The 22,290-nt window shown below is 71.0% G+C and carries 18 protein-coding genes and 1 tRNA gene; 16 read left to right on the top strand and 3 right to left on the bottom strand.

The features are described from left to right. The first annotated feature begins 17 nt into the window (after positions 1-17). The 3 genes from ACZZ9K_RS02960 to ACZZ9K_RS02950 all read left to right on the top strand — a co-directional run bounded on the left by ACZZ9K_RS02960 (position 18) and on the right by ACZZ9K_RS02950 (position 4,325). On the top strand, positions 18-1,475 hold the full coding sequence (locus tag ACZZ9K_RS02960; RefSeq protein WP_110858958.1) for a glutamate synthase subunit beta: 1,458 nt from the start codon (positions 18-20) through the stop codon (positions 1,473-1,475). Between the two features lie 179 nt (positions 1,476-1,654). Further along, complete coding sequence (pyk, locus tag ACZZ9K_RS02955) at positions 1,655-3,100, top strand: pyruvate kinase (RefSeq protein ID WP_017887208.1); 1,446 nt, start codon at positions 1,655-1,657, stop codon at positions 3,098-3,100. Positions 3,101-3,230: 130 nt separating this feature from the next. Further along, positions 3,231-4,325, top strand: a complete 1,095-nt coding sequence (locus ACZZ9K_RS02950) for a VIT1/CCC1 transporter family protein (RefSeq protein WP_463443293.1) — start codon at positions 3,231-3,233, stop codon at positions 4,323-4,325. A gap of 23 nt (positions 4,326-4,348) precedes the next feature. Here the strand turns inward: ACZZ9K_RS02950 and ACZZ9K_RS02945 are convergent, their stop codons facing one another. Continuing rightward, a complete protein-coding gene (locus ACZZ9K_RS02945; protein ID WP_173033968.1) occupies positions 4,349-4,888 on the bottom strand; it encodes an HdeD family acid-resistance protein in 540 nt (179 codons plus the stop codon). Positions 4,889-5,039: 151 nt separating this feature from the next. Between ACZZ9K_RS02945 and exaC the strand changes: the two genes are divergently transcribed. The 6 genes from exaC (at position 5,040) to ACZZ9K_RS02915 (ending at position 9,630) form a co-directional block, all read left to right on the top strand. Continuing rightward, a complete protein-coding gene (exaC, locus tag ACZZ9K_RS02940) occupies positions 5,040-6,581 on the top strand; it encodes an acetaldehyde dehydrogenase ExaC (RefSeq protein ID WP_463443292.1) in 1,542 nt (513 codons plus the stop codon). After that, positions 6,581-6,979, top strand: a complete 399-nt coding sequence (locus ACZZ9K_RS02935) for a DUF779 domain-containing protein (protein WP_163343590.1) — start codon at positions 6,581-6,583, stop codon at positions 6,977-6,979. The genes exaC and ACZZ9K_RS02935 overlap by 1 nt, the downstream gene beginning before the upstream one ends. Positions 6,980-7,030: 51 nt before the next feature. Continuing rightward, entirely contained in the window at positions 7,031-8,200 is a 1,170-nt protein-coding gene (locus ACZZ9K_RS02930; protein WP_463443291.1) for a GAF domain-containing protein, read from the top strand. A gap of 55 nt (positions 8,201-8,255) precedes the next feature. Continuing rightward, positions 8,256-8,337: transfer RNA gene (locus tag ACZZ9K_RS02925), tRNA-Leu, on the top strand. Positions 8,338-8,444: 107 nt separating this feature from the next. Further along, on the top strand, positions 8,445-9,050 hold the full coding sequence (locus ACZZ9K_RS02920; protein ID WP_017887240.1) for an ANTAR domain-containing response regulator: 606 nt from the start codon (positions 8,445-8,447) through the stop codon (positions 9,048-9,050). A 109-nt stretch (positions 9,051-9,159) separates the two neighbouring features. Next, positions 9,160-9,630 (top strand): GNAT family N-acetyltransferase, encoded by a 471-nt coding sequence (locus tag ACZZ9K_RS02915; protein ID WP_463443290.1) that lies wholly within the window; start codon positions 9,160-9,162, stop codon positions 9,628-9,630. 35 nt (positions 9,631-9,665) lie between these two features. Here ACZZ9K_RS02915 and ACZZ9K_RS02910 read toward each other — a convergent pair whose 3' ends face one another. Next, positions 9,666-10,034 (bottom strand): PaaI family thioesterase, encoded by a 369-nt coding sequence (locus ACZZ9K_RS02910; protein ID WP_051596794.1) that lies wholly within the window; start codon positions 10,032-10,034, stop codon positions 9,666-9,668. A gap of 128 nt (positions 10,035-10,162) precedes the next feature. Here ACZZ9K_RS02910 and polA point away from each other — a divergent pair, with 128 nt between their 5' ends. The 7 genes from polA (at position 10,163) to ACZZ9K_RS02875 (ending at position 20,715) form a co-directional block, all read left to right on the top strand. Continuing rightward, complete coding sequence (gene polA, locus ACZZ9K_RS02905; protein WP_463443289.1) at positions 10,163-12,805, top strand: DNA polymerase I; 2,643 nt, start codon at positions 10,163-10,165, stop codon at positions 12,803-12,805. 50 nt (positions 12,806-12,855) lie between these two features. Then, positions 12,856-14,535 carry a DUF885 domain-containing protein gene (locus ACZZ9K_RS02900; protein ID WP_463443288.1) on the top strand — a complete coding sequence of 560 codons (1,680 nt, stop codon included), beginning with the start codon at positions 12,856-12,858 and terminating at the stop codon, positions 14,533-14,535. A gap of 158 nt (positions 14,536-14,693) precedes the next feature. Further along, positions 14,694-16,169: a 30S ribosomal protein S1 gene (gene rpsA / locus ACZZ9K_RS02895; RefSeq protein WP_027465699.1), complete on the top strand. Its 1,476-nt coding sequence runs from the start codon at positions 14,694-14,696 to the stop codon at positions 16,167-16,169. 92 nt (positions 16,170-16,261) lie between these two features. After that, positions 16,262-16,864: a dephospho-CoA kinase gene (gene coaE / locus ACZZ9K_RS02890; protein WP_463443287.1), complete on the top strand. Its 603-nt coding sequence runs from the start codon at positions 16,262-16,264 to the stop codon at positions 16,862-16,864. After that, positions 16,861-17,904 carry a BPSS1187 family protein gene (locus ACZZ9K_RS02885; RefSeq protein WP_463443286.1) on the top strand — a complete coding sequence of 348 codons (1,044 nt, stop codon included), beginning with the start codon at positions 16,861-16,863 and terminating at the stop codon, positions 17,902-17,904. The genes coaE and ACZZ9K_RS02885 overlap by 4 nt, the downstream gene beginning before the upstream one ends. Before the next feature lie 22 nt (positions 17,905-17,926). Beyond that, positions 17,927-19,423 (top strand): class I adenylate-forming enzyme family protein, encoded by a 1,497-nt coding sequence (locus tag ACZZ9K_RS02880; RefSeq protein ID WP_463443285.1) that lies wholly within the window; start codon positions 17,927-17,929, stop codon positions 19,421-19,423. Continuing rightward, positions 19,420-20,715: an acyltransferase gene (locus tag ACZZ9K_RS02875; RefSeq protein ID WP_463443284.1), complete on the top strand. Its 1,296-nt coding sequence runs from the start codon at positions 19,420-19,422 to the stop codon at positions 20,713-20,715. The genes ACZZ9K_RS02880 and ACZZ9K_RS02875 overlap by 4 nt, the downstream gene beginning before the upstream one ends. 135 nt (positions 20,716-20,850) lie before the next feature. On the opposite strand, the gene ACZZ9K_RS02870 is transcribed toward ACZZ9K_RS02875, so the two are convergent. Further along, positions 20,851-22,179 (bottom strand): MFS transporter, encoded by a 1,329-nt coding sequence (locus ACZZ9K_RS02870; protein ID WP_138803555.1) that lies wholly within the window; start codon positions 22,177-22,179, stop codon positions 20,851-20,853. Positions 22,180-22,290: the final 111 nt, after the last annotated feature.

Raw genomic sequence — 22,290 nt, 5'->3', positions numbered from 1 at the left:
GACCTCGGAGGTGACCGGTGGCTGACCCCAAGGGATTCCTGAAGGTCCAGGAACGCGAACTCCCGCCCCGGCGACCCGTGCCCGTGCGGCTCATGGACTGGAAAGAGGTCTACGAGCAGCAGGAGTCCGGTGTCCTGAAGCGCCAGGCCGGCCGCTGCATGGACTGCGGCGTGCCGTTCTGCCACCAGGGCTGCCCGCTCGGCAACCTGATCCCGGAGTGGAACGACCTGACCTGGCGCGGTGAGGGCCGGCAGGCGATCGAGCGCCTGCACGAGACGAACAACTTCCCGGAGTTCACGGGTCGGCTCTGCCCCGCCCCGTGCGAGTCGTCGTGCGTGCTCGGCATCAACCAGCCCCCGGTGACGATCAAGCAGGTCGAGGTCTCGATCATCGACCAGGCGTTCCAGAACGGCTGGGTCACGCCGCACCCGCCGGAGCGCCTGACGGGCAAGACCGTCGCCGTCGTGGGCTCCGGCCCCGCCGGGCTCGCCGCCGCGCAGCAGCTCACGCGTGCCGGCCACACGGTCGCCGTCTACGAGCGGGACGACCGCATCGGCGGCCTGCTCCGCTACGGCATCCCGGACTTCAAGATGGAGAAGCGCCAGATCGACGCGCGCCTCGCCCAGATGCAGGCCGAGGGCACCCGGTTCCGTGCCGGGGTCGAGATCGGCAGGGACATCACCTGGGACGACCTGAAGTCGCGCTACGACGCGGTCGTCGTCGCCACCGGTGCCACGGTGCCGCGCGACCTGCCGATCCCGGGGCGCGACCTCGAGGGCGTGCACTTCGCCATGGACTACCTGGTCCAGCAGAACAAGGCGAACGCGGGCACGACCGTCGACAACCAGATCACGGCCGAGGGCAAGCACGTCGTCGTCATCGGCGGCGGTGACACCGGCGCGGACTGCATCGGTACCGCCCACCGCCAGGGCGCGTTGAGCGTGACGAACCTGGCGATCGGCAAGCAGCCGCCGCTCGAGCGTCCGTCGGACCAGCCGTGGCCGATGTTCCCGACCGTGTTCGAGATCACGAGCGCCCACGAAGAGGGCGGCGAGCGGCACTTCCTCGCCTCCACCGTCGAGTTCCTGTCGAACGACGCCGGCGAGGTCCGCGCACTGCGGGTCGCCGAGACCGAGTACCTCGACGGCCGACGGGTCCCGAAGGCGGGCAGCGAGCGGGAGATCCCGGCCGACCTCGTCCTCATCGCGATGGGCTTCACCGGCCCCGAGTCGGACACGATCGAGCCGCAGCTCGGTCTGCCGACCACGGTCTCCGGGGCGCTCGACCGCCGTGCCGACTACGCGACCAACGAGGCCGGCGTGTTCGTCGCCGGCGACGCGGGTCGTGGGCAGTCGCTCATCGTGTGGGCGATCGCCGAGGGCCGTGCCGCGGCCGCACAGGTCGACGAGTACCTCGAGGGCTCCACGATCCTGCCGGCACCGGTCAAGGCGACCGACCGGGCGATCTCCGTCTGATGTCGGACGCGCACCAGATGTCGGGCCGCCGCCAGACGGCGGACCGTCTCCACCAGATGCTCACGCTCCCGTGAGCATGAGGCCACCAGCACTCGGTAGGGTGCTGGTGGCCTCGCTTCGTTCCGCGCGGCCCCACAGCGCGGAAACCCAAGCTCCATCCACCACCACGAAGGAATCCATTGAGACGCGCAAAGATCGTTTCGACGCTCGGACCGGCAACGTCGGACTACGAGACCGTCAAGGAGATCATCGAAGCGGGCGTCGACGTCGCCCGCCTCAACCTCAGCCACGGTGACTACAGCGTCCACGAGGCCAACTACGTCAACGTCCGTCGTGCCGCCGAAGAACTCGGCAAGCCCGTCGCGATCCTCGTCGACCTGCAGGGTCCGAAGATCCGTCTGGCTCGGTTCGCCGACGGCCCGCACGACCTGGCGGTCGGTGACATCTTCACCATCACGACCGAGGACGTCCCCGGCTCGAAGGAGATCTGCGGCACGACGTTCAAGGGCCTGCCGCAGGACGTCAAGCCCGGTGACCCGCTGCTCATCGACGACGGCCGTGTCCGCCTCCGTGTCCTCGACACCGACGGCGTGCGGGTCCGCACCGAGGTCGTCGTCCCGGGCACGGTGTCCAACAACAAGGGCATCAACCTGCCCGGTGTCGCCGTCAACGTCCCCGCGCTGAGCGAGAAGGACGAGGCCGACCTGCGCTGGGCCATCCGCCAGGGCGCCGACCTCATCGCGCTGTCGTTCGTGCGCAACGCGAGCGACGTCGTGCGTGCCCACGAGATCATGGACGAAGAGGGCAAGCGCCTTCCGGTCATCGCCAAGGTCGAGAAGCCCCAGGCCGTCGACGCCCTCGAGGAGATCATCGACGCCTTCGACAGCATCATGGTCGCCCGCGGTGACCTCGGCGTCGAGCTCCCGCTCGAGGCCGTCCCGATCGTGCAGAAGCGCGCCGTCGAGCTGTCCCGCCGCATGGCGAAGCCGGTCATCGTGGCGACGCAGATGCTCGAGTCGATGATCTCGTCGCCGATCCCCACCCGCGCCGAGACGTCCGACGTCGCCAACGCCGTCCTCGACGGTGCCGACGCGGTCATGCTGTCCGGTGAGACGAGCGTCGGTGAGTACCCGGTGCAGACCGTCCGCACCATGGCACGCATCGTCGAGTCCACAGAGGACCACGGGCTCGAGCGCATCGCCCCGCTCGGCACCAAGCCGCGCACCCTCGGCGGAGCGATCACCCTCGCCGCCGTCGAGATCGCCGAGTTCACCGAGGCGTCGTACCTCTGCGTCTTCACCGAGTCCGGCGACTCGGCCCGCCGCATGTCGCGCCTGCGCCACGGTCTGCCGATCATCGCCTTCACCCCGAACGAGGCCACGCGCCGCCGGATGGCCCTCACGTGGGGTGTCCGTTCGTTCCTGGTGGAGCGGAAGACCCACACCGACGAGCTCTTCTCGCAGGTGGACGACGTCCTCCTCGAGAACGGCCTGGCCGCCCCCGGCGACCGCGTCATCGTGACGGCCGGTTCCCCTCCCGGCATCGAGGGCTCGACGAACGACCTGCGCGTGCACCGGGTGGGCGACGCCCACGCCGAGGCCGCGCCGGCGTACGTCCGGGACTGATCCGAGAGATCCGTCGCCACCAGGGCGCGGGCTGGAGGCCCGGTGCGAGCAGCACCGACCGCTTCCGGTCCGCGCCCTGCCGCGTCTCCACGGCCCTGGTGGTGACCGGACGTCGGCCGCAGGCGGCAGGATGGTCGCTGTGAGCCTCCGATCCGACACCCCGGCGCCGCGCGCCGACGTCCGCCGCTGGCGTCGCTACCTGGCCGACGAACGTGCCGAGGCGGCCGTGTACCGCAACCTCGCCGCCCGCCGTACGGGCGAGGAACGCGAGATCCTCGCCGCGCTGGCCGAGGCCGAGGGACGGCACGCCGACCACTGGCTCGACCTGCTCGGCGACGACGTCGGACGGCCGCGGCGGGGGAGCCTGCGCACCCGGGTGCTCGCTGTGCTGGCCAAGCGGTTCGGGTCGGTCTTCGTCCTCGCGCTCATGCAGCGCGCCGAGGACCGCTCGCCGTACGCCGACGACTCGGACGCGACCGCGCGGATGGCCGCCGACGAGCGGATCCACGGCGAGGTCGTGCGCGGGCTCGCGAACCGCGGCCGGATGCGGCTGTCCGGCACGTTCCGGGCGGCGGTGTTCGGCGCGAACGACGGCCTGGTGTCCAACCTGGCGCTCATCATCGGCATCAGCGCCTCGGGTGCCGACCGGCACTTCGTGCTGCTGAGCGGCATCGCCGGCCTGCTGGCCGGCGCCTTGTCGATGGGGGCGGGGGAGTACGTCTCCGTCCGGTCGCAGCGCGAGCTGCTCGAGGCGTCCGCGCCGCACCCCGAGGCCGGCAGGGCGGTGTCGGACCTCGACGTCGACGCGAACGAGCTCGCCCTGGTCTACCGGGCGCGCGGGATGTCCGAGGCCGAGGCGACCGAGCACGCCGCACAGGTGCTGTCCGGCATCGGTGAGCGGCGTCCGGCGACCGGTTCCACCGCGGTCGCGGACGACCACGAGGCGGTCGGCACCGGGCTGAGCGCCGCGGTGTCGAGCTTCTGCTTCTTCGCCTCGGGCGCGATCATCCCGGTGCTGCCGTTCCTGTTCGGCATGCAGGGGTGGCCGGCGATCGCGGTGGCCGGCGGGCTGGTGGGCATCGCCCTGCTCGGCACCGGCGCCGTCGTCGGCGTGCTGAGCGGAGCGTCTCCCGGCAAGCGCGCCTTCCGGCAGCTCGCCATCGGGTTCGGTGCGGCGATCGTCACCTACGCACTCGGGCTGCTCTTCGGCACCGGGTCGGCCTAGCGGCGGACGGCGGCGCGCCGCGGCTACCGGCGGACGGCGGCCCGCGGCGGCAGGAGCAGCAGGGCCGCGGCCCCGACGACGATGAGCGCGATGCCCGCGAAGACCATGAAGACGGTGAGCGCGAGTCCGGGCGCGACGAGCACGACGATGCCCCCGATGATCGACAGCACGCCGCTGACGACGGTCGGGACGCGAGACGATCCCGGGTGGCCGACGAAGCCGCCGACGATCGCGGCGACCCCCTCGATCAGGAACCCGACCCCGGCGAGCACGGCGTAGACGACGAGCGGGATCGCCGGGTCGAGCAGCGTCACGAGCCCCGCGACCGCGACCAGGCCGCCGACGATGCCGGACGTCCACCGCCACACCGGGCGGGTGCCGTGGCCCCGCACCGCGGCGAAGACGCGCAGTGCCCCGGCCACGACGAGGTACACGCCGAACAGCAGCGCCACGAGCACGAGCGACGGGCGGGGCCAGACGATGGCCACGATGCCCAGTGCGATGGCGACGACGGCGGTGACGACGACGAACACCCGGAACGTCCTGACGGCACGAGAATCCACGAGCGCTCCTCCCTGATCGCCAGCGCTGGTGTCCAGCACGCTACCCGTCGGAGCCCCGGACCGTGCAACGACCTGCAACCCCCGCGGTCGTACCGTGCGGAGCAGGCGCGCGACCCGTGCGCCCCGACAGCGTCGTCGAAAGGGCACCACCATGACCATCGCACCCTCGCCCACCAGCTACGCCGCACCCGGCGAGCCAGGCTCCCTGGTCGAGTACCGATCCCGGTACGACCACTTCATCGGCGGCGAGTACGTGCCGTCTGCCAGCGGGCAGTACTTCGAGAACCCGACGCCCGTCACCGGCAAGGTGTTCACCGAGGTCGCCCGCGGCGACTCCACGGACGTCGACCGCGCCGTCGCTGCCGGATGGAAGGCGTTCCCGGCCTGGGGCCGGACGAGCGCGGCCGAGCGCGCGGTCATCCTCAACAAGATCGCGGACCGCATGGAGGAGCACCTCGAGATACTCGCCGTCGCCGAGACGTGGGAGAACGGCAAGCCGATCCGCGAGACCCTCGGCGCGGACATCCCGCTCGCGATCGACCACTTCCGGTACTTCGCCGGGGCGATCCGTGCGCAGGAGGGCTCCGCCGGCGAGATCGACCACGACACCGTGGCCTACCACTTCCACGAACCGCTCGGCGTCGTCGGGCAGATCATCCCGTGGAACTTCCCGATCCTGATGGCGGTGTGGAAGCTCGCACCGGCCCTCGCCGCCGGCAACTGCGTCGTGCTGAAGCCCGCCGAGCAGACCCCGGCGTCCATCCACGTGCTCGTCGAGCTCATCCGCGACCTGCTGCCCGCCGGGGTGCTCAACGTCGTCAACGGCTTCGGCATCGAGGTCGGCGCACCGCTCGCGCAGCACCCGGACATCCGGAAGATCGCCTTCACCGGGGAGACCACCACCGGGCGGCTGATCATGCAGTACGCCTCGCAGAGCCTCATCCCGGTGACGCTCGAGCTCGGCGGCAAGAGCCCGAACGTGTTCTTCCCCGACGTGGCGGCCGAGAAGGACTCCTTCTACGACAAGGCGCTCGAGGGCTTCACGTTCTTCAACCTGAACCAGGGCGAGGTCTGCACGTGTCCGTCCCGTGCACTCGTGGCGAAGGAGATCTACGACGGGTTCGTCGCCGACGGCCTGGAACGCGTCCGTGCCGTCAAGCAGGGACACCCGCTCGACCTGTCGACGATGATCGGCGCCCAGGCGTCGAACGACCAGCTCGAGAAGATCCTGAGCTACATCGACATCGGCAAGCAGGAGGGTGCGACGCTCCTGACCGGTGGTGAACGCGCGGACCTGGGCGGCGAACTCTCGGGCGGCTACTACGTCACCCCGACGGTGTTCGAGGGCGACAACTCGATGCGGATCTTCCAGGAGGAGATCTTCGGGCCCGTGCTCGCCCTGACGTCCTTCAGCGGCTACGACGACGCGATCGCCACGGCCAACGACACCCTGTACGGGCTCGGCGCCGGGGTGTGGAGCCGTGACGTCACGACCCTGTACCGCGCCGGACGCGACATCCAGGCCGGGCGGGTGTGGTCGAACACCTACCACCAGTACCCGGCGGGTGCGGCCTTCGGCGGCTACAAGCAGTCCGGCATCGGGCGCGAGAACCACAAGATGATGCTCGATCACTACCAGCAGACGAAGAACCTGCTCGTCTCCTACGCCGACGGACCGATGGGCTTCTTCTGATGCCCGACACAGCACGGGTCGCGGTGACGCCGGCGGCGGGGGAGCTCCTCGGCACCCTCACCGCCCGGCACGGCCCGCTGATGTTCCACCAGTCCGGCGGCTGCTGCGACGGCTCGAGCCCGATGTGCTACCCCGTCGGCATGTTCCGGACCGGCCCGGGGGACGTCCTGCTCGGCGCGTTGCAGGTCGACGGGCTGGACCCGGTCGAGGTCTACATGTCGGTGTCGCAGTTCGAGTACTGGAAGTACACGCACCTGACGATCGACGTCGTCGACGGTCGGGGCGGCGGGTTCTCGGTCGAGGTCCCCGAGGGCAAGCGGTTCCTCACCCGGTCGCGGATGTTCGACGACGCCGAGCTCGCCGATCTCGGCCTGGTCCCGCGGGTGGCCCGGACGTAGGCTGACGGCACGCGTCGCGACCCAGCGGCGGGTGGGTCGATCGGAGGACGCATGCGCGCACCCGGTCGGCTCCGCCCGCTCGTCGCCGCGTCGTGGCAGCGGTCCGCCCGGGTCGACCCCGACGCCACCCCGGTCCTCGCCCTCGACGACGACGAACTCGACGCCGTACGGCACGACGGCCCCCTCGCCACCCTGCTGCCGGTGGTCCGCCGGTTGCTGCTCGACGACTCCCGCTCGGCCGGGTGCGTCGTCGCCGTCGCGGACGCCGCGGGACGTCTCGTCTGGGTCGACGGCGCCCGCTCCACGCGTCGCGCCGCCGAGGACATGGGCTTCGTCCCCGGAGCCGACTGGTCGGAGGACCGCGTCGGCACCAGCGCGCCCGGCACGGCACTGCGCCTGGACCGTCCGGTGCAGATCCGCTCCGACGAGCACTACGCGAACGCCGTCAAGCCGTTCTCGTGCACGGCCGTCCCGGTGCACGACGCGAGCGGCGCCACGGTCGGAGTGCTCGACCTGACGGGTGACGACCGAGCCGTCGAGCGGCACACGCTGTCGCTGCTCGCCGCCACGGTCGCCGCCGCCGAGGCCCAGCTGGCCCTGGCCGCGGTCCGCCCGCCGATTCGGACACCCCGCGTGCCGTCGGCCGAGCTGACCGTGCTCGGGACCGACACCGCCGTGCTCCGGATCGCCGACCGCCGGGTCGAGCTGTCCGCGCGGCACTCCGAACTGCTCGTCGTGCTCGCCGCGCACCCCGACGGGCTCGCGGCGACCGACCTCGCCGCCGCCGTCTACGGAGACCCGGGCTCGGTCGTCACCCTGCGCGCCGAGGTCGTCCGGCTCCGACGGTTCCTCGCGCAGCACGCGCCGGACGTGACCGTGACGTCGCGGCCGTACCGGGTGACCGGGGTCCGGACCGACGTCGACGGCGTGCTGTCCGCGCTCGAACGCGGGGCGCGCCTCCAGGCCGTCGACCGGTACGCCGGACCCGTCCTGCCGGGCTCCGCCGCACCCGGCGTCGACGCGGTCCGTGACCTGGTGCGGCTGCGGTTCCGCGAGTCGGTCGTCGCCGACGGCGGCGTCGACGCCCTGCTCGCGTGGGCGCGCACCCCGGACGGTGCGACCGACGCGCTCGTGCTCCGCGCGCTGCTCGCGGTGCTGCCGCGGCGATCGCCGCGACGGGCCGGTCTCGTGGCGGCGATCGAGGCGCTCGAGGGCTCCTGAGACGGTCGACGACGGGCCGGGAGGCGCGGGTCGGGCTGGTAGTGTTGGCCTCCTCGCGAGTGTGGTGGAATCGGCAGACACGGGGCACTCAAAATGCTCTGCCTCACGGCGTGCGGGTTCAAGTCCCGCCACTCGTACGAATTGGCTCACGGCGTGCGGGGCAGTTCAGGCCCGCGTCCCGCCACTCGTACCAAACCGGTGGGTCTGGGATACGGCACTTCCGTCGTCTAGTAGGCTTTCGTCCGTGAGTGACACAGAAGCAACAGCACCAGCACCCCGTCGCGTCGTCGTCGCCGAGGACGAGTCGCTCATCCGCCTCGACATCGTGGAGATCCTCCGCGACAACGGGTTCGACGTGGTCGGTGAAGCCGGTGACGGTGAGACCGCCGTCCAGCTCGCGACCGACCTCCGCCCCGACCTCGTCGTGATGGACGTCAAGATGCCCCAGCTCGACGGCATCTCCGCAGCCGAGAAGCTGTCCAAGAACCACATCGCGCCCGTCGTCCTGCTGACCGCGTTCAGCCAGAAGGACCTCGTCGAGCGTGCCACCGAGGCCGGCGCGCTGGCCTACGTGGTCAAGCCCTTCACCCCGAACGACCTGCTCCCCGCGATCGAGATCGCCCTCTCGCGGTACCAGCAGATCATCACGCTCGAAGCCGAGGTCGCCGACCTCGTCGAGCGCTTCGAGACCCGTAAGCTCGTCGACCGCGCCAAGGGCCTGCTGAACGAGAAGATGGGCCTCACCGAGCCCGAGGCGTTCCGCTGGATCCAGAAGGCCTCGATGGACCGCCGCCTGACCATGCACGACGTCGCGAAGGCGATCATCGAGCAGCTCAGCGCCAAGAAGTAGTCCAGCGCTCCACGGTCGCTCACGGAACGCCGCCGGACCCCCTGGGGTCGGCGGCGTTCCTGCGTCCGAGGGCGGGGCGTGTGCCGCGACCACCTGGCAGGCTGGAGCCATGGACGACGTGGTGATCCGGGCCTCCCGGCCCGACGACATGCCGGCGGTGGCCGACCTGCGGTGGCGGTGGAGCATCGACGAGGACGGCCGCACGCCGGTGCAGACGCCGGACGAGTACCGCCGTGCGATGGCGGTGTTCGCGGTCGACCACCGGGAGTCGCACCGGTGCGTCGTCGCCGAGCGGGACGGTGTGGTGCTCGGCATGGCGTGGTTGGCGGTCAACCCGCGACCGCCGGCGCCGCACGTCGACGGTGGCCGGTTCGCCGCGGAGCTGCAGACGGTCTACGTGCACCCGGAGCTGCGCGGTTCCGGCGTCGCCGGACGGCTCGTCACGGCCCTGCTCCAGGTCGCCGACGATCTCGGCGTGGAGCGGACGTCGGTGCACTCGAGCGTGGACGGCGAACGGCTCTACCGGAGGCTCGGGTTCGGCGACGCCCGCCTGTTGCTGCAGCGGCCGCCGGAGGACTGAGCCGTCGGTCCGTCGGTCGTCGGTCCGTCCGTCGGTCAGCGACGCTCGCGGATCATGTTCGTGATCCGGACGGTGGAGCAGCGGCGACCCTGGTCGTCGGTCAGGACGATCTCGTGGGTGGTGAGCGTGCCGCCCAGGTGGATGGCGGTGCACGTGCCCGTGACGATGCCGCTCGTGGCGCTCCGGGAGTGCGAGGCGCTGAGCTCGATGCCGACGGCGTAGCGGCCGGGCCCGGCGTGCACGTTCGCGGCCATCGAACCGAGGCTCTCCGCGAGGACGACGTAGGCACCGCCGTGCAGCAGGCCGACCGGCTGGCGGTTGCCCTCGACGGGGATCGAACCGACCGCCCGCTCGGCCGAGAGCTCGGTGATTACCATGCCCATCTTCTCGGCCAGCTCGCCCATGCCGCGTTCGTCGATGCGGGGATCGATCGTGGTCGATGTGGTGTCGTCGGTCACGGTCTGCGTCGACCTTCCGTGTCAGCGGGCGTCGGTAGGCTGTCCGGGTGTCGGACTCCGCAAAGCCTACCCTCATGGTCATCGACGGCCACTCGCTCGCCTTCCGGGCCTTCTACGCGCTGCCGGTTGACAGCTTCGTGAACCGCGAGGGGCAGCACACCAACGCGATCCACGGCTTCATCTCGATGCTGCTGATGCTCCTGCAGCGCGAGAAGCCCACCCACCTGGCGGTCGCGTTCGACATCTCCCGGTTCTCGTTCCGCACCCGTGAGTACGCCGAGTACAAGGGCACCCGCTCCGAGACACCGGCCGAGTTCAAGGGGCAGATCCCGCTCCTGCAGCAGGCGCTCGAGGCGATGGGCATCACCACCGTCACGAAAGAGGACTACGAGGCCGACGACATCCTGGCGACCCTCTCCAAGCAGGGTGCCGACCAGGGCTTCACGGTCTACGTGGTCTCCGGCGACCGCGACTCGATCCAGCTCGTCAACGACGACGTCACGCTGCTCTACCCGTCGGTCCGAGGCGTCTCCGAACTCACCCGCTACGACCGCGACAAGGTCTACGAGCGGTACGGCATCGAGCCCCACCAGTACCCGGACATCGCCGCCCTCGTCGGCGAGACCAGCGACAACCTGATCGGCATCGACAAGGTCGGCGAGAAGACCGCGGTCAAGTGGGTGACCCAGTACGGGTCGCTCGACGGCATCCTCGAGCACGCCGACGAGATCAAGGGCGTCGTCGGCAACAACCTGCGCGAGCAGCGGGACCGGGCGATCCGGAACCGCCGGCTCAACCGCCTGGTCACCGACGTCGAGCTGCCCGTCGGTCCCGCCGACGTCGCGCTCCGCCCGGTCGACGAAATCGCGGTGCGCGAGCTCTTCGCCAAGCTGCAGTTCCGCACGCTGCTCGACCGCGTCTTCAAGGTGGCCGGGTCGGGCGACCCGGCCGAGCCGGCGGCCGAGGGCACCGTCACCGACGGCGCGCCGACCCCGCCGCCCGTCAAGACCCTGATCGACGAAGAACTCGGCTACTGGCTCGAGCGCCGCAACGCGACCGAGGCGGCGAACGGCTACGGCGTCGCGGTCGAGGTCATCGACGGACGCCTCAGCGCCATCGGCATCGCGACCCACGACGACGCCGTGCTGGTGCCGGGCGGCAGCGGCGCGAAGGACTACGAGCAGCTCTCGGCCTGGTTCGCCTCCGACGCCCCGAAGCACTTCCACGACGCCAAGGCCGCCATCAAGGCGCTCGGCACCGCCGGCTTCGTCGTGAACGGCATCGCCGGCGACGTCCGGATCATGGGGTGGCTCGCGCAGCCCGGCAAGCAGGGGCAGCCGCTGTCCGACCTCGTCTACCAGGAGCTCGGCGAAGAACTGCCGACGGCCGACCCGAACCAGCTGGTCCCCGAGACCGACCCGGTCAACGTCGGGGTGCACGCGTGGTTCGTGCTCCGCGTCACCACGGCCCTGCGCGCCCGGATCGACGCGTCCTCGCTGCAGGTCCTCGACGACATCGAGCTGCCGCTCGTGTCGGTGCTGGCCGGCATGGAGACCATCGGTGTCGGCATCGACCGCCCGGTGCTCACCGGTCTGTCGAAGGAACTCGGGGAGCGCGCCGCCGAACTCGCGCAGCAGGCCTTCGCCGAGATCGGGCACGAGGTCAACCTCGGGTCGCCGAAGCAGCTGCAGGAAGTCCTGTTCACCGAGCTCGCGATGCCGAAGACCCGCAAGACCAAGACCGGGTTCTCGACCGACGCGGCGAGCCTGGCCGACCTGCAGGAACAGCACCCGCACCCGTTCCTCGGGCTCCTGCTGCAGCACCGCGACGCCACGAAGCTCCGGCAGATCGTCGACACGCTCGACGCCGCCGTGGTCGACGGGCGCATCCACACCCGCTACGAGCAGACCGGAACGAGCACCGGCCGGGTCTCGTCGACCGACCCGAACCTGCAGAACATCCCGGTGAAGACGGCCGTCGGTCGCCGGATCCGGTCGGCGTTCGCGGTCGCCGAGCCGTACACGACGCTCGTGACCGCCGACTACTCGCAGATCGAGATGCGGATCATGGCGCACCTCTCCGGCGACCCGGGGCTCATCCAGGCCTTCAACGAGGGCGAGGACCTGCACCGCTTCGTCGGCGCCCGGGTGTTCGGCGTCGACCCGTCCGAGGTCTCCAACGAGATGCGCACCAAGGTCAAGGCGATGTCCTACGGCTTGGCCTACGGGTTGAGTGCCTTCGGTCTGTCGAAGCAGCTGCGCATCGAGCAGTCCGAGGCCCGCACCCTGATGACCGAGTACTTCGCCCGCTTCGGTGCGGTGCGCGACTACCTGCGCAACGTCGTCGAGCAGGCGCGCGAGGACGGCTACACCGAGACGATCTTCGGTCGCCGTCGCCCGTTCCCCGACCTGAAGAGCCCGAACCGGGTCCTTCGTGAGAACGCCGAACGCGCCGCGCTGAACGCCCCGATCCAGGGTTCGGCCGCCGACATCATCAAGATCGCGATGCTCGGGGTCGCCGACGACCTGCGCGAGGGCGAGCTGCAGTCCCACCTGCTGCTCCAGGTGCACGACGAGCTCATCCTCGAGGTCGCGCCCGGTGAGCAGGAGCGTGTCGAGGAGATCCTCCGCACCCGGATGGGCGGTGCTGCCGAGCTGAGCGTCCCGCTCGACGTCTCGGTCGGCGTGGGCCCGAACTGGGAGAGCGCCGCCCACTGACCCGGGCGGCCCGGGGGTCCTGTCGACCCGTGGGTCGGTAGGGTCGGGGCATGAGCGAAGAGCGTCCTGTCCGCCAGCCGTCCGCCGTCGACCGCGTCGCCGAGGACTGGGTCACCACCCTCGTCGACCTCGACCCGACGACCGCCACGTACATCGGCGTCCAGGGGCGCACGGGGGAGTACGGCGACACCTCGCCCGCCGGTGCCGCCGCGATGGCCGAGGCCGCGCGCGGTGCGAAGCGTGCGCTCGACGCCGCTCCCGCCGTCGACTCCGTGGACCAGGTGACGAAGGCCGACCTCGGCGCCGAGCTGGACCTGGTGCAGGAGTCGTACGAGCGCAAGCTGCACCTCCGCGACCTCAACGTCATCGCGAGCCCGGCGCAGTCGGTCCGCGAGATCATCGACCTGATGCCGACCGCGACCGAGGGTGACTGGCAAGACATCGCGAGCCGGCTGCACGCGCTGCCGGACGCCCTCGAGGGCATCCGCGAGACCCTGCTCGAGGGCACCCGCGAAGACGTCACACCGGCCAAGCGCCAGGTCGCCCTGGTCGCCGAGCAGGCAGCCCGGAACGGCGCCGAGGGCGGCTTCTTCGCACGCCTCGCCGACGGCGCCGCGTTCGACGACGGTTCGCCGGTGCCGGACACGCTCCGCGCCGAGCTGACCCGCGGAGCCCAGGTCGCCTCGGCCGCGTACCGCTCGCTCGGGCAGTTCCTGGAGCACGAGCTGCTGCCGCTCGCCACCCCGGTGGACGCCGTCGGTCGCGAAGCCTACGAGCTGCACTCGCGGCGGTTCCTCGGCGCGGTCGTCGACCTCGACGAGACGTACGAGTGGGGCCTCGAGGAACTGGCGCGCATGCGGGACGAGCAGGAACGGATCGCCGACCGCATCGAGTCCGGCGCGAGCGTCGCCCGGGCGATCGAGGTGCTCGACACCGACCCGTCCCGGATCCTGCACGGAACCGACGCGCTGCAGCGGTGGATGCAGGAGACGAGCGACGCGTCGATCGCCGCGATGGCCGGGACCTACTTCGACATCCCGGACCCGATCCGTCGCCTGGAGTGCCGGATCGCCCCCACGCAGGAGGGCGGCATCTACTACAGCGGCCCCTCCGACGACTTCTCCCGTGCCGGCCGCATGTGGTGGTCGGTGCCCGAGGGCGTCACCGAGTTCGGCACCTGGCGCGAGAAGACGACGGTCTACCACGAGGGCGTCCCCGGACACCACCTGCAGATCAGCCAGGGCGTCTACAACCGCGGCGAGCTGAACACCTGGCGCCGGCAGCTGTCCGGGTCCTCCGGGCACGTCGAGGGCTGGGCGCTGTACGCCGAGCGGCTGATGGAGCAGCTCGGGTTCCTCGACGACGACGGCGACCGGCTCGGCATGCTCGACGGGCAGCGGATGCGTGCGGCTCGCGTCGTGCTCGACATCGGCGTGCACCTGCAGAAGACGAACCCCGACGGCGGCGGCTGGACGTGGGAGTACGCGCTCGACTTCATGGGGCAGAACGTCAACATGGACCCGGCGTTCGTCCGGTTCGAGGTCGCCCGGTACTTCGGGTGGCCGGGGCAGGCACCCTCGTACAAGGTCGGCCAGCGCGTCTGGGAGTCCATCCGCGACGAGGTCGCCGCGCGCGAGGGAGCCGACTTCGACCTGAAGGCGTTCCACCACCGGGCGCTCTCGCTCGGCAGCATCGGCCTCGACACCCTCCGGACCGCGCTGGTCGGGTGACGCGCCGTCGACACGCCCGGTTGTGGGGCCTCCGCCGGTGCGGTTAGACTTGTGCGGCGCAATCCGCGCCACTCAATCAATCGCCACGGCGGTGCACCACGGGGGCCGAGTCCCCGCACGCCATGGCCCGACTCATGTCCGTTCGGAGCAATCTCTACATGACAACCACTACGACCAAGGCTCCTAAGCAGGTCGCCATCAACGACATCGGTTCGGCTGATGACTTCCTGGCCGAGGTCGAGAAGACCCTGAAGTTCTTCAACGACGGTGATCTCATCTCCGGCACCGTCGTGAAGATCGACCGCGACGAGGTCCTCCTCGACGTCGGTTACAAGACCGAGGGCGTCATCCCCTCGCGCGAGCTCTCGATCAAGCACGACGTCGACCCCAACGAGGTCGTCGAGGTCGGCGACGAGGTCGAGGCCCTGGTTCTCCAGAAGGAGGACAAGGAAGGCCGCCTCATCCTGTCGAAGAAGCGCGCGCAGTACGAGCGTGCGTGGGGCGACGTCGAGAAGATCAAGGAGTCCGACGGCGTCGTGACCGGGACGGTCATCGAGGTCGTCAAGGGCGGTCTCATCGTCGACATCGGCCTCCGTGGCTTCCTCCCCGCCTCGCTCATCGAGCTCCGTCGTGTCCGCGACCTCACGCCGTACCTCGGCCAGGAGATCGAGGCCAAGATCCTCGAGCTCGACAAGAACCGCAACAACGTGGTCCTGTCGCGCCGTGCGCTCCTCGAGCAGACGCAGTCCGAGTCCCGGACGACGTTCCTCAACAACCTCCACAAGGGCCAGGTCCGCAAGGGCATCGTGTCCTCGATCGTCAACTTCGGTGCGTTCGTGGACCTCGGCGGCGTCGACGGTCTCGTCCACGTCTCCGAGCTCAGCTGGAAGCACATCGAGCACGCCAGCGAGGTCGTCGAGGTCGGTCAGGAAGTCACCGTCGAGATCCTCGAGGTCGACCTGGACCGCGAGCGCGTGTCGCTCTCGCTCAAGGCCACGCAGGAGGACCCGTGGCAGGTCTTCGCCCGCACCCACGCGATCGGTCAGATCGCACCGGGCAAGGTCACGAAGCTCGTCCCGTTCGGTGCCTTCGTCCGCGTTGCCGACGGCATCGAGGGTCTCGTCCACATCTCGGAGCTCTCGAACAAGCACGTCGAGCTCGCCGAGCAGGTCGTGTCGGTCAACGACGAGGTCTTCGTCAAGATCATCGACATCGACCTCGACCGTCGCCGCATCTCGCTCAGCCTCAAGCAGGCGAACGAGGGCGTGGACCCGGAGAGCGACGAGTTCGACCCGGCGCTCTACGGCATGCCGACCGAGTACGACGACAAGGGTGACTACAAGTACCCCGAGGGCTTCGACCCGGAGACCAACGAGTGGCTCGAGGGCTACGACACGCAGCGCACCGAGTGGGAGGGCCAGTACGCGGCCGCCCAGGCGCGTTGGGAAGCCCACAAGGCGCAGGTCGCGAAGACCATCGCCGACGAGGCGCAGGGTGGCTTCGACCTCCCGGCCACGGCTTCCTCGTCGTCGTCGACCTCGTCGTTCGCCGGCGAGACGGGTGGCGCAAGCCCCCTGGCCGACGACGCGTCGCTCGCTGCACTCCGCGAGAAGCTCAGCTCGACCAACAACTGATCGAGCGGTTCGTCACGACCGGAAGCCCGGCACCCCTGACAGGGTGCCGGGCTTCCGGCGTTTCCGGGCATCGGGGTCGTTACCCTGTTGCCGTGCACATCATCGGACTCACGGGCGGCATCGCCGCGGGCAAGTCGACCGTCTCCCGGCGCTGGACCGAGCACGGGGCCGTCGTGGTCGACGCCGACCGACTCGCACGGGATGCCGTGGCACCGGGTAGCCCGGGCCTGGCGCAGGTCGCCGAGCGGTTCGGACCGTCGGTGATCGCCGCCGACGGTTCCCTCGACCGGCCGGCGCTCGGGTCGATCGTGTTCGCGGACCCCGCGGCGCGGAAGGACCTCGAAGCCATCACGCACCCCGAGGTCTGGCGGCTCGCGCAGCAGGCGTTCGACGCCGCCGAGGCCGCCGACCCCGACGCCGTGGTGGTCTACGACGTGCCGTTGCTCGCCGAGGCCCGCGGCTCGCGCCCGCTCCGGTTCGACGCGGTCGTGGTGGTCGACGCCCCCGCGGCGCAGCGCATCGAACGGCTCGTCGAGCACCGCGGGATGGCCCGTGACGAGGCCGGGCGTCGCGTCGCCGCCCAGGCGAGCGATGCCGACCGTCTCGCCCTCGCCGACCACGTCGTCGACGCCACCGGGACGCTCGAGCAGACGATCCGCTCCGCTGACGAGGTGTGGGCGCGGATCACGGCATGAGTCACCGTCTGCTGCTGGTCCTCGCCGCGATCGTCCTCGTGGCGATCGGAGCCGGCTCGCTCGTCGCTGCGAACGTCCTCGGTGCCCAGCGTGTGGCGGACAACGGCCGGGTCGCGGTGCACGAGCGGCCGTCGGGTGACGAACACGGGCCTGACGGCGAGTTCCACCGGTTCCGGCTCGGAACGGTGAACGGTGAGCGGCTCACCCCGAACCGCGACCACTTCGCCGCGCGCACGTCGGCCGACGGTCCGCTCCTGTTGTTCCTGCCCGCGACCCGGGCCCGTCCGGCCGAGTACCAGCGGTTCCTGGCGGCCGCGTTGGCCGACGGCTACCACGTGCTCGGCCTCGACTACTGGAACCTCGGTCGCACCTTGTCCGGCACGTGCGAGGCGGACGCGCGCTGCTACGGCATGGTCCAGCGGAACCGCTTCGACGGCACCCGGCCGTCGGAGCTCAGCGCGGTCAGTCCGGCCGGGTCCATCGTCTCGCGCTTCCGTGACGCCGTCGCGTACCTCGACGACCACGACCCCGACGGCGGCTGGGGGCGGTTCGTCCAGGGCGACGACCGCATCGTCTGGAACGACGTCGTCGTGGCCGGACACTCGCAGGGCGGCGGAGAGGCGGCGTACATCGCGCACATCCGCCGTGTCCACGGCGCGCTGATGTTCTCCTCGCCCGTCGAGTCCCGCGGGCCGTCGCACGCAGCGTGGATGGACCGCCCTGGCCGGACACCGGTCGACCGGATGTACGCCATCGACGACGTCCGTGACACGTTCGGCCCCCGCATCACCGGTTCGTGGGACGTCCTCGGGCTGAGTGGCGTGTCCGGGCCGTTCGAGACGGACACCACCCCGCCCGTCGCCGGCGCGGACCCGCACGCGATCCTCACCGACCTCGGCGGCGACGGCAAGGCGCACTCCCTGATCATCAAGGACTCGACACCGCTCACCCGTGACGGCGTTCCCCGGATGCTCCCGCTCTGGCAGTGGATGCTGCACCGGTTCTCCACAGATCCCGCTCTTCCCTCCGACCGCTCATAGGGTCGCGCAATAGCCTTTCCGCGTGCAGCCCGATCGCGATGAACCCGATCTGCGCTCGCTCATCCGGGCCCGTGCGGTCGACGGGGGCGAGCGCCACTTCCTCGAGGACGCTCGCTCCGAGCGCGTCCTGACGTACCGTGCGCTGGACGACGCGGTCACCGCCTGGTCGCGGACCTTCGACGCGATCGGCATCGCCCCGTCGGGTGCCGTCCTGGTCGACGTGGGCGACCCGCTCGCGTTCACGGTCGTGCACCTCAGCGCCGTCGCCGCAGGCCGCCGGGCGATCCCCGTCGACACCGGCCAGCCGGCCACCGAGCCCGGCCGTCTCGCCGACCTGATCGGCGGCGCGTCCATCGTCGTGTCCGACCGCGCGGTGGACGCGACCGTCCCCGGGGCACCGGCCAGCGGGATCGACCCCGCCACGTTCCTCCCGACCGCCGTCCGTGACGGCGACCTGCCCGCCGACAGCCCGCACGCGCCGGGTCAGGGGTCCGTGGTGCTGTTCACCTCGGGGTCGACCGGTACGCCGAAGGGCGTCGAGCTGCCCGAGGCACAGCTGCTGTTCGTCGCACGGGCCGTCGCGCGGCACAACCGGCTCGTGCCGGACGACCGCGGGTTCACCTCGTTGCCGCTGTTCCACGTCAACGCCGAGGTGGTCGGGCTGCTCGCGACGCTCGTCGCCGGCGCGACCCTGGTGCTCGACCGGCGCTTCCGTCGCACCGGGTTCTGGGACCTGCTCGCCGAACGACGGATCACCTGGCTGAACGCCGTCCCGGCCGTCCTGGCCGTGCTGGCGAAGACCGGGCCGCTCGAGTTCCCGTCGGGCCTGCGGTTCGTGCGCAGCGCGTCGGCGCCGCTGCCCGATCCCGTGCGCGCCGCCCTCGGCGACGTGCCGCTCGTCGTGAGCTGGGGCATGACCGAGGGTGCCTCGCAGATCACGGCGACCCCGCTGGACGAACCGGCCCGGCCGGGGACCGTCGGGGTGCCGGTCGGGTCCGAGGTGCAGGTCCGCGGCGAGGACGGCTCGCTCCTGGCCGCCGACGAGATCGGCGCCCTGTGGGTGCGTGGTCCGGGGATCGTCCGCGGGTACCTCGGGGGCCGTGCGTCCGAGCGGTTCGACGCCGACGGCTGGCTCCACACCGGTGACGTCGGCTCCGTGAGCGCCGACGGCTGGGTGTCCCTGGCCGGGCGCTCCGACGACGTCATCAACCGCGGTGGCGAGAAGGTCTACCCGTCCGAGGTGGAGGACGTCCTGCTCGGCGATCCACGTGTGCTCGAGGCGGTCGTCGTCGGCCGCCCCGACGACGTGCTCGGTGCGGTCCCGATCGCCTACGTGATCCCGCAGCCCGACGAACCCGTCGACCACGCAGCCCTCGTGGCCGACCTCGTGGCCCGGGCCGAGGCGCACCTGACGCGGTTCCGCCAACCGGTCGAGGTCATCGTCGTGCCCGACCTGCCGCGTGCACCCACCGGCAAGGTGCAGCGCGCGGAGGTCCGGACCATGGCCCGACCCTCGTGAGCCGACCAGCACGCGTGTCCCCGGAGTCGACCGGCGCCGAGCCGGGGGTGCAGACGCCGACGCGCACGGCCGAGGGCAAGCCCCGGCACCTGTACGAGGTCGACGTGCTCCGCATCCTCACGTTCGCGTGCGTGATCGGGGTGCACACCACGAGCCACACCGCCGCCGCCGCCGACGTCGGGCTGAACGCGCTGCTCGCCCTGCTGCACTTCACCCGGCTGGTCTTCTTCTCGCTGACCGCGTTCGTGCTCGTGTACAGCTACACGTTGCGCCCGCGGCCGATGGCGCAGTTCTGGCCGAAGCGGTTCCTGCTCGTGGGCGTGCCGTACCTGGCGTGGTCGTTCGTCTACGTCGGGTCGGCGTGGCTGCTGAGCCCGACCCGCCGTGGCGACGTCCCGGACCTGGTGCGCACCGCGGCCGAGGGCATCGTCACCGGCACCTCGTGGTACCACCTGTACTTCCTGCTCGTGACGATGCAGGTGTACCTGCTCCTGCCGGTGATCGTCTGGCTGGTGCGCCGGACCCGCGGGCACCACGTCACCGTGCTGGTCGTGGCGTTCCTGGTCCAGCTGGTGGTGTTCGCCGGGTACAAGTACTTCCCGGCGAGCGACGCGTGGATGCACGGGTACCAGAAGCAGTTCTTCTTCTCGTACGTCTTCTTCATCGTCTCCGGGGCGATCGCCGCCGACCACGCGGACGCGTTCCTGCGGTTCATCCGGGTCCACCGGCGATCGGTGCTGTGGGCCTTCGCCGGCGTCGGTGGACTCACCCTCGGCGTGTGGGCGCTGCAGGTCGGCCTCGGGCAGTCCCTCTACGCCGCGGGGACACCGCTGCAGCCGATCCAGGTGGTCTGGAGCACCGCGGTGTTCGTCGGGTTCCTGGCGATCGGCGCCGCCTGGGCGGACCGCCGGCGACCCGGCAGCCGGACCGCCCGGTTCGTCGACTACGCGTCCGATCGCTCGTTCGGCATCTTCCTGAGCCACCCGTTCGTCATCTGGATCCTGCTCTACGGCGACAGCTGGCTCGATGCCGTCGTGCCACGGCCGTGGCTCACCCTCGTCACCTACGTGCTCGTGCTGGTGCTGTCCGTCGCGGTGACCGAGCTGTTCCGGAGGACGCCGCTCAGCGTGCCGCTGACCGGCCGGCCGTCGTTGTCCTCGCGGGCGTCGCGAGCGGCGCGGGCGCGTCGTTCCGCGGGCACGACGGTGCCCCGGCGGTCGCCGGAACCGGTGGAGCCGGACGACGCCCTCGTCGGCGAGACCGACGACGTCGGGGGGCGCGCCGCGCGCTGAGCGCCGCCTCGCACAAGCCGTGCGGAGCGGTGGGCGCGGGGCGGCCGACCGGGAGGCACGTGGCGGGCCCGACCCGCGCCTCCCGGCCGTCGTGCGCGGACCACCAGGGCCGGCGCACGTTCCGCGCGTCGCCCGTCAGGCCGGGCGCTGCTCGGCCTTCGGGGTGCCGATCTCGAGCACGCCGTCGGTGGAGGTCAGCCGCTGCGGCTTCATGAACCAGGCGACGACGGCCGCGGCTCCGAGCAAGACGCAGGAGAGCGCGAAGGGCACCTGCCAGCCCGAGGCGTCGATGAGCAGGCCGAACACGATGGGCGAGACCACACCGGCGATGCCGAACCCGGTGTTCATGAAGCCCGAGGCCGTGCCGGACCACTGCGGCGCGACGTCCATCGGGATCGCCCAGAGGTTGGCGTTGCAGAGTTCGAGGAAGAAGAACGACAGGGCCAGCGAGATCGTCGCGACGAGCAGGCCCTGCCCGATCACGAGTGGGATGAGGCAGAGGAGCGAACCGCCGAGCCCGATCACCAGGATGGTCCGGCGGGCGTTCCGGGTGTTCCCGCCGCGGTGGATGATGCGGTCGCTGAGCATCCCACCGACCGTGTCCCCGACGACACCGGCCAGCAGGATGAGGGTGGTGAACAGCGCGAAGTCGCCGATCTCCAGGCCGTAGGTGGAGCTGAGGAACGTCGGGAGCCACGTGAGGAACACCCACAGCGTCCAGCCGTACCCGAAGTCGACGAAGGTGACCGGCAGGATCTGCTTCGCCATCTGCCGCCACGGCACCGGGGGACGGGTCGCGCGGGTCTCGACCGGCGGGAGCTCGGCGAGCTCGACCTGCGTGATGCCCTTCGCGGACTCGGGCTCGTCGCGGAACCAGACGAACCAGACGACGGCCCACGCCAGGGACAGCACCGCGGTGGCGAAGAACGCCCAGCGCCAGCTGCCCGTCGCGCCGATCACCCAGGCGACGATGAGCGGCGCCAGGGCGTTGCCGAGCCGTGCTGCGGAGTGCACCACGCCCTGGGCGAAGCCGTTCCGGTCGCGTGGGATCCACCGGCTCATCGCCTGCGTGGCGGTCGGGAACGCGGCGGCCTCGCTCAGCCCGAGCAGGGCCCGAGCGGCGAAGAGGGTCCAGAAGCCGACCGCGAACCCGGTCCAGAGCGTCGCGACGCCCCAGATCACCGTGATGACGAAGAGCGCCCTGCGCGGGCCGAACTTCTCGCTGATCGTGCCGCCGAACACCTGCAGCAGGGCGTACGGCAACGAGAACGCGGAGACGATGAGGCCGGCGGTCGCCTCGTTGAACCCGAACTCCTCGGTGATGTGCGGCAGCGCGGTCGAGATGTTCGTCCGGTCGATGTACGAGATCGCGTACATGCAGCAGAGCAGGACGAGCACGCGCCCGCGGATGCGTCCGCGGAACGGGGTGCCCTTGATCGGTGCGGCCGGGGTCGCCGTGGTCATGAGGCCTCTTCGGGGGAGTGGGAAGGAGTCGGGTGACGGAAGGGATAGGACGGTATGCCCGGCCACCATCAGCCGACTTGGAGCCTGCTTGCAGCGGACAATACGCCGAGG

The organism is Curtobacterium sp. AC268 (assembly GCF_979258745.1).
This window is presented reverse-complemented; position numbering and strand designations above follow the sequence as displayed.

What these genes read in the sequence shown, in the direction of transcription:
- ACZZ9K_RS02950 (WP_463443293.1), top strand. Translation starts at nt 3,231, where the DNA reads ATGGTCGCTGTGAGCCTCCGATCCGACACCCCGGCGCCGCGCGCCGAC.
- exaC (WP_463443292.1), top strand. Translation starts at nt 5,040, where the DNA reads ATGACCATCGCACCCTCGCCCACCAGCTACGCCGCACCCGGCGAGCCA.
- ACZZ9K_RS02935 (WP_163343590.1), top strand. Translation starts at nt 6,581, where the DNA reads ATGCCCGACACAGCACGGGTCGCGGTGACGCCGGCGGCGGGGGAGCTC.
- ACZZ9K_RS02930 (WP_463443291.1), top strand. Translation starts at nt 7,031, where the DNA reads ATGCGCGCACCCGGTCGGCTCCGCCCGCTCGTCGCCGCGTCGTGGCAG.
- ACZZ9K_RS02915 (WP_463443290.1), top strand. Translation starts at nt 9,160, where the DNA reads ATGGACGACGTGGTGATCCGGGCCTCCCGGCCCGACGACATGCCGGCG.
- ACZZ9K_RS02910 (WP_051596794.1), bottom strand. Translation starts at nt 10,034, where the DNA reads ATGGGCGAGCTGGCCGAGAAGATGGGCATGGTAATCACCGAGCTCTCG.
- polA (WP_463443289.1), top strand. Translation starts at nt 10,163, where the DNA reads ATGGTCATCGACGGCCACTCGCTCGCCTTCCGGGCCTTCTACGCGCTG.
- ACZZ9K_RS02900 (WP_463443288.1), top strand. Translation starts at nt 12,856, where the DNA reads ATGAGCGAAGAGCGTCCTGTCCGCCAGCCGTCCGCCGTCGACCGCGTC.
- rpsA (WP_027465699.1), top strand. Translation starts at nt 14,694, where the DNA reads ATGACAACCACTACGACCAAGGCTCCTAAGCAGGTCGCCATCAACGAC.
- ACZZ9K_RS02885 (WP_463443286.1), top strand. Translation starts at nt 16,861, where the DNA reads ATGAGTCACCGTCTGCTGCTGGTCCTCGCCGCGATCGTCCTCGTGGCG.
- ACZZ9K_RS02870 (WP_138803555.1), bottom strand. Translation starts at nt 22,179, where the DNA reads ATGACCACGGCGACCCCGGCCGCACCGATCAAGGGCACCCCGTTCCGC.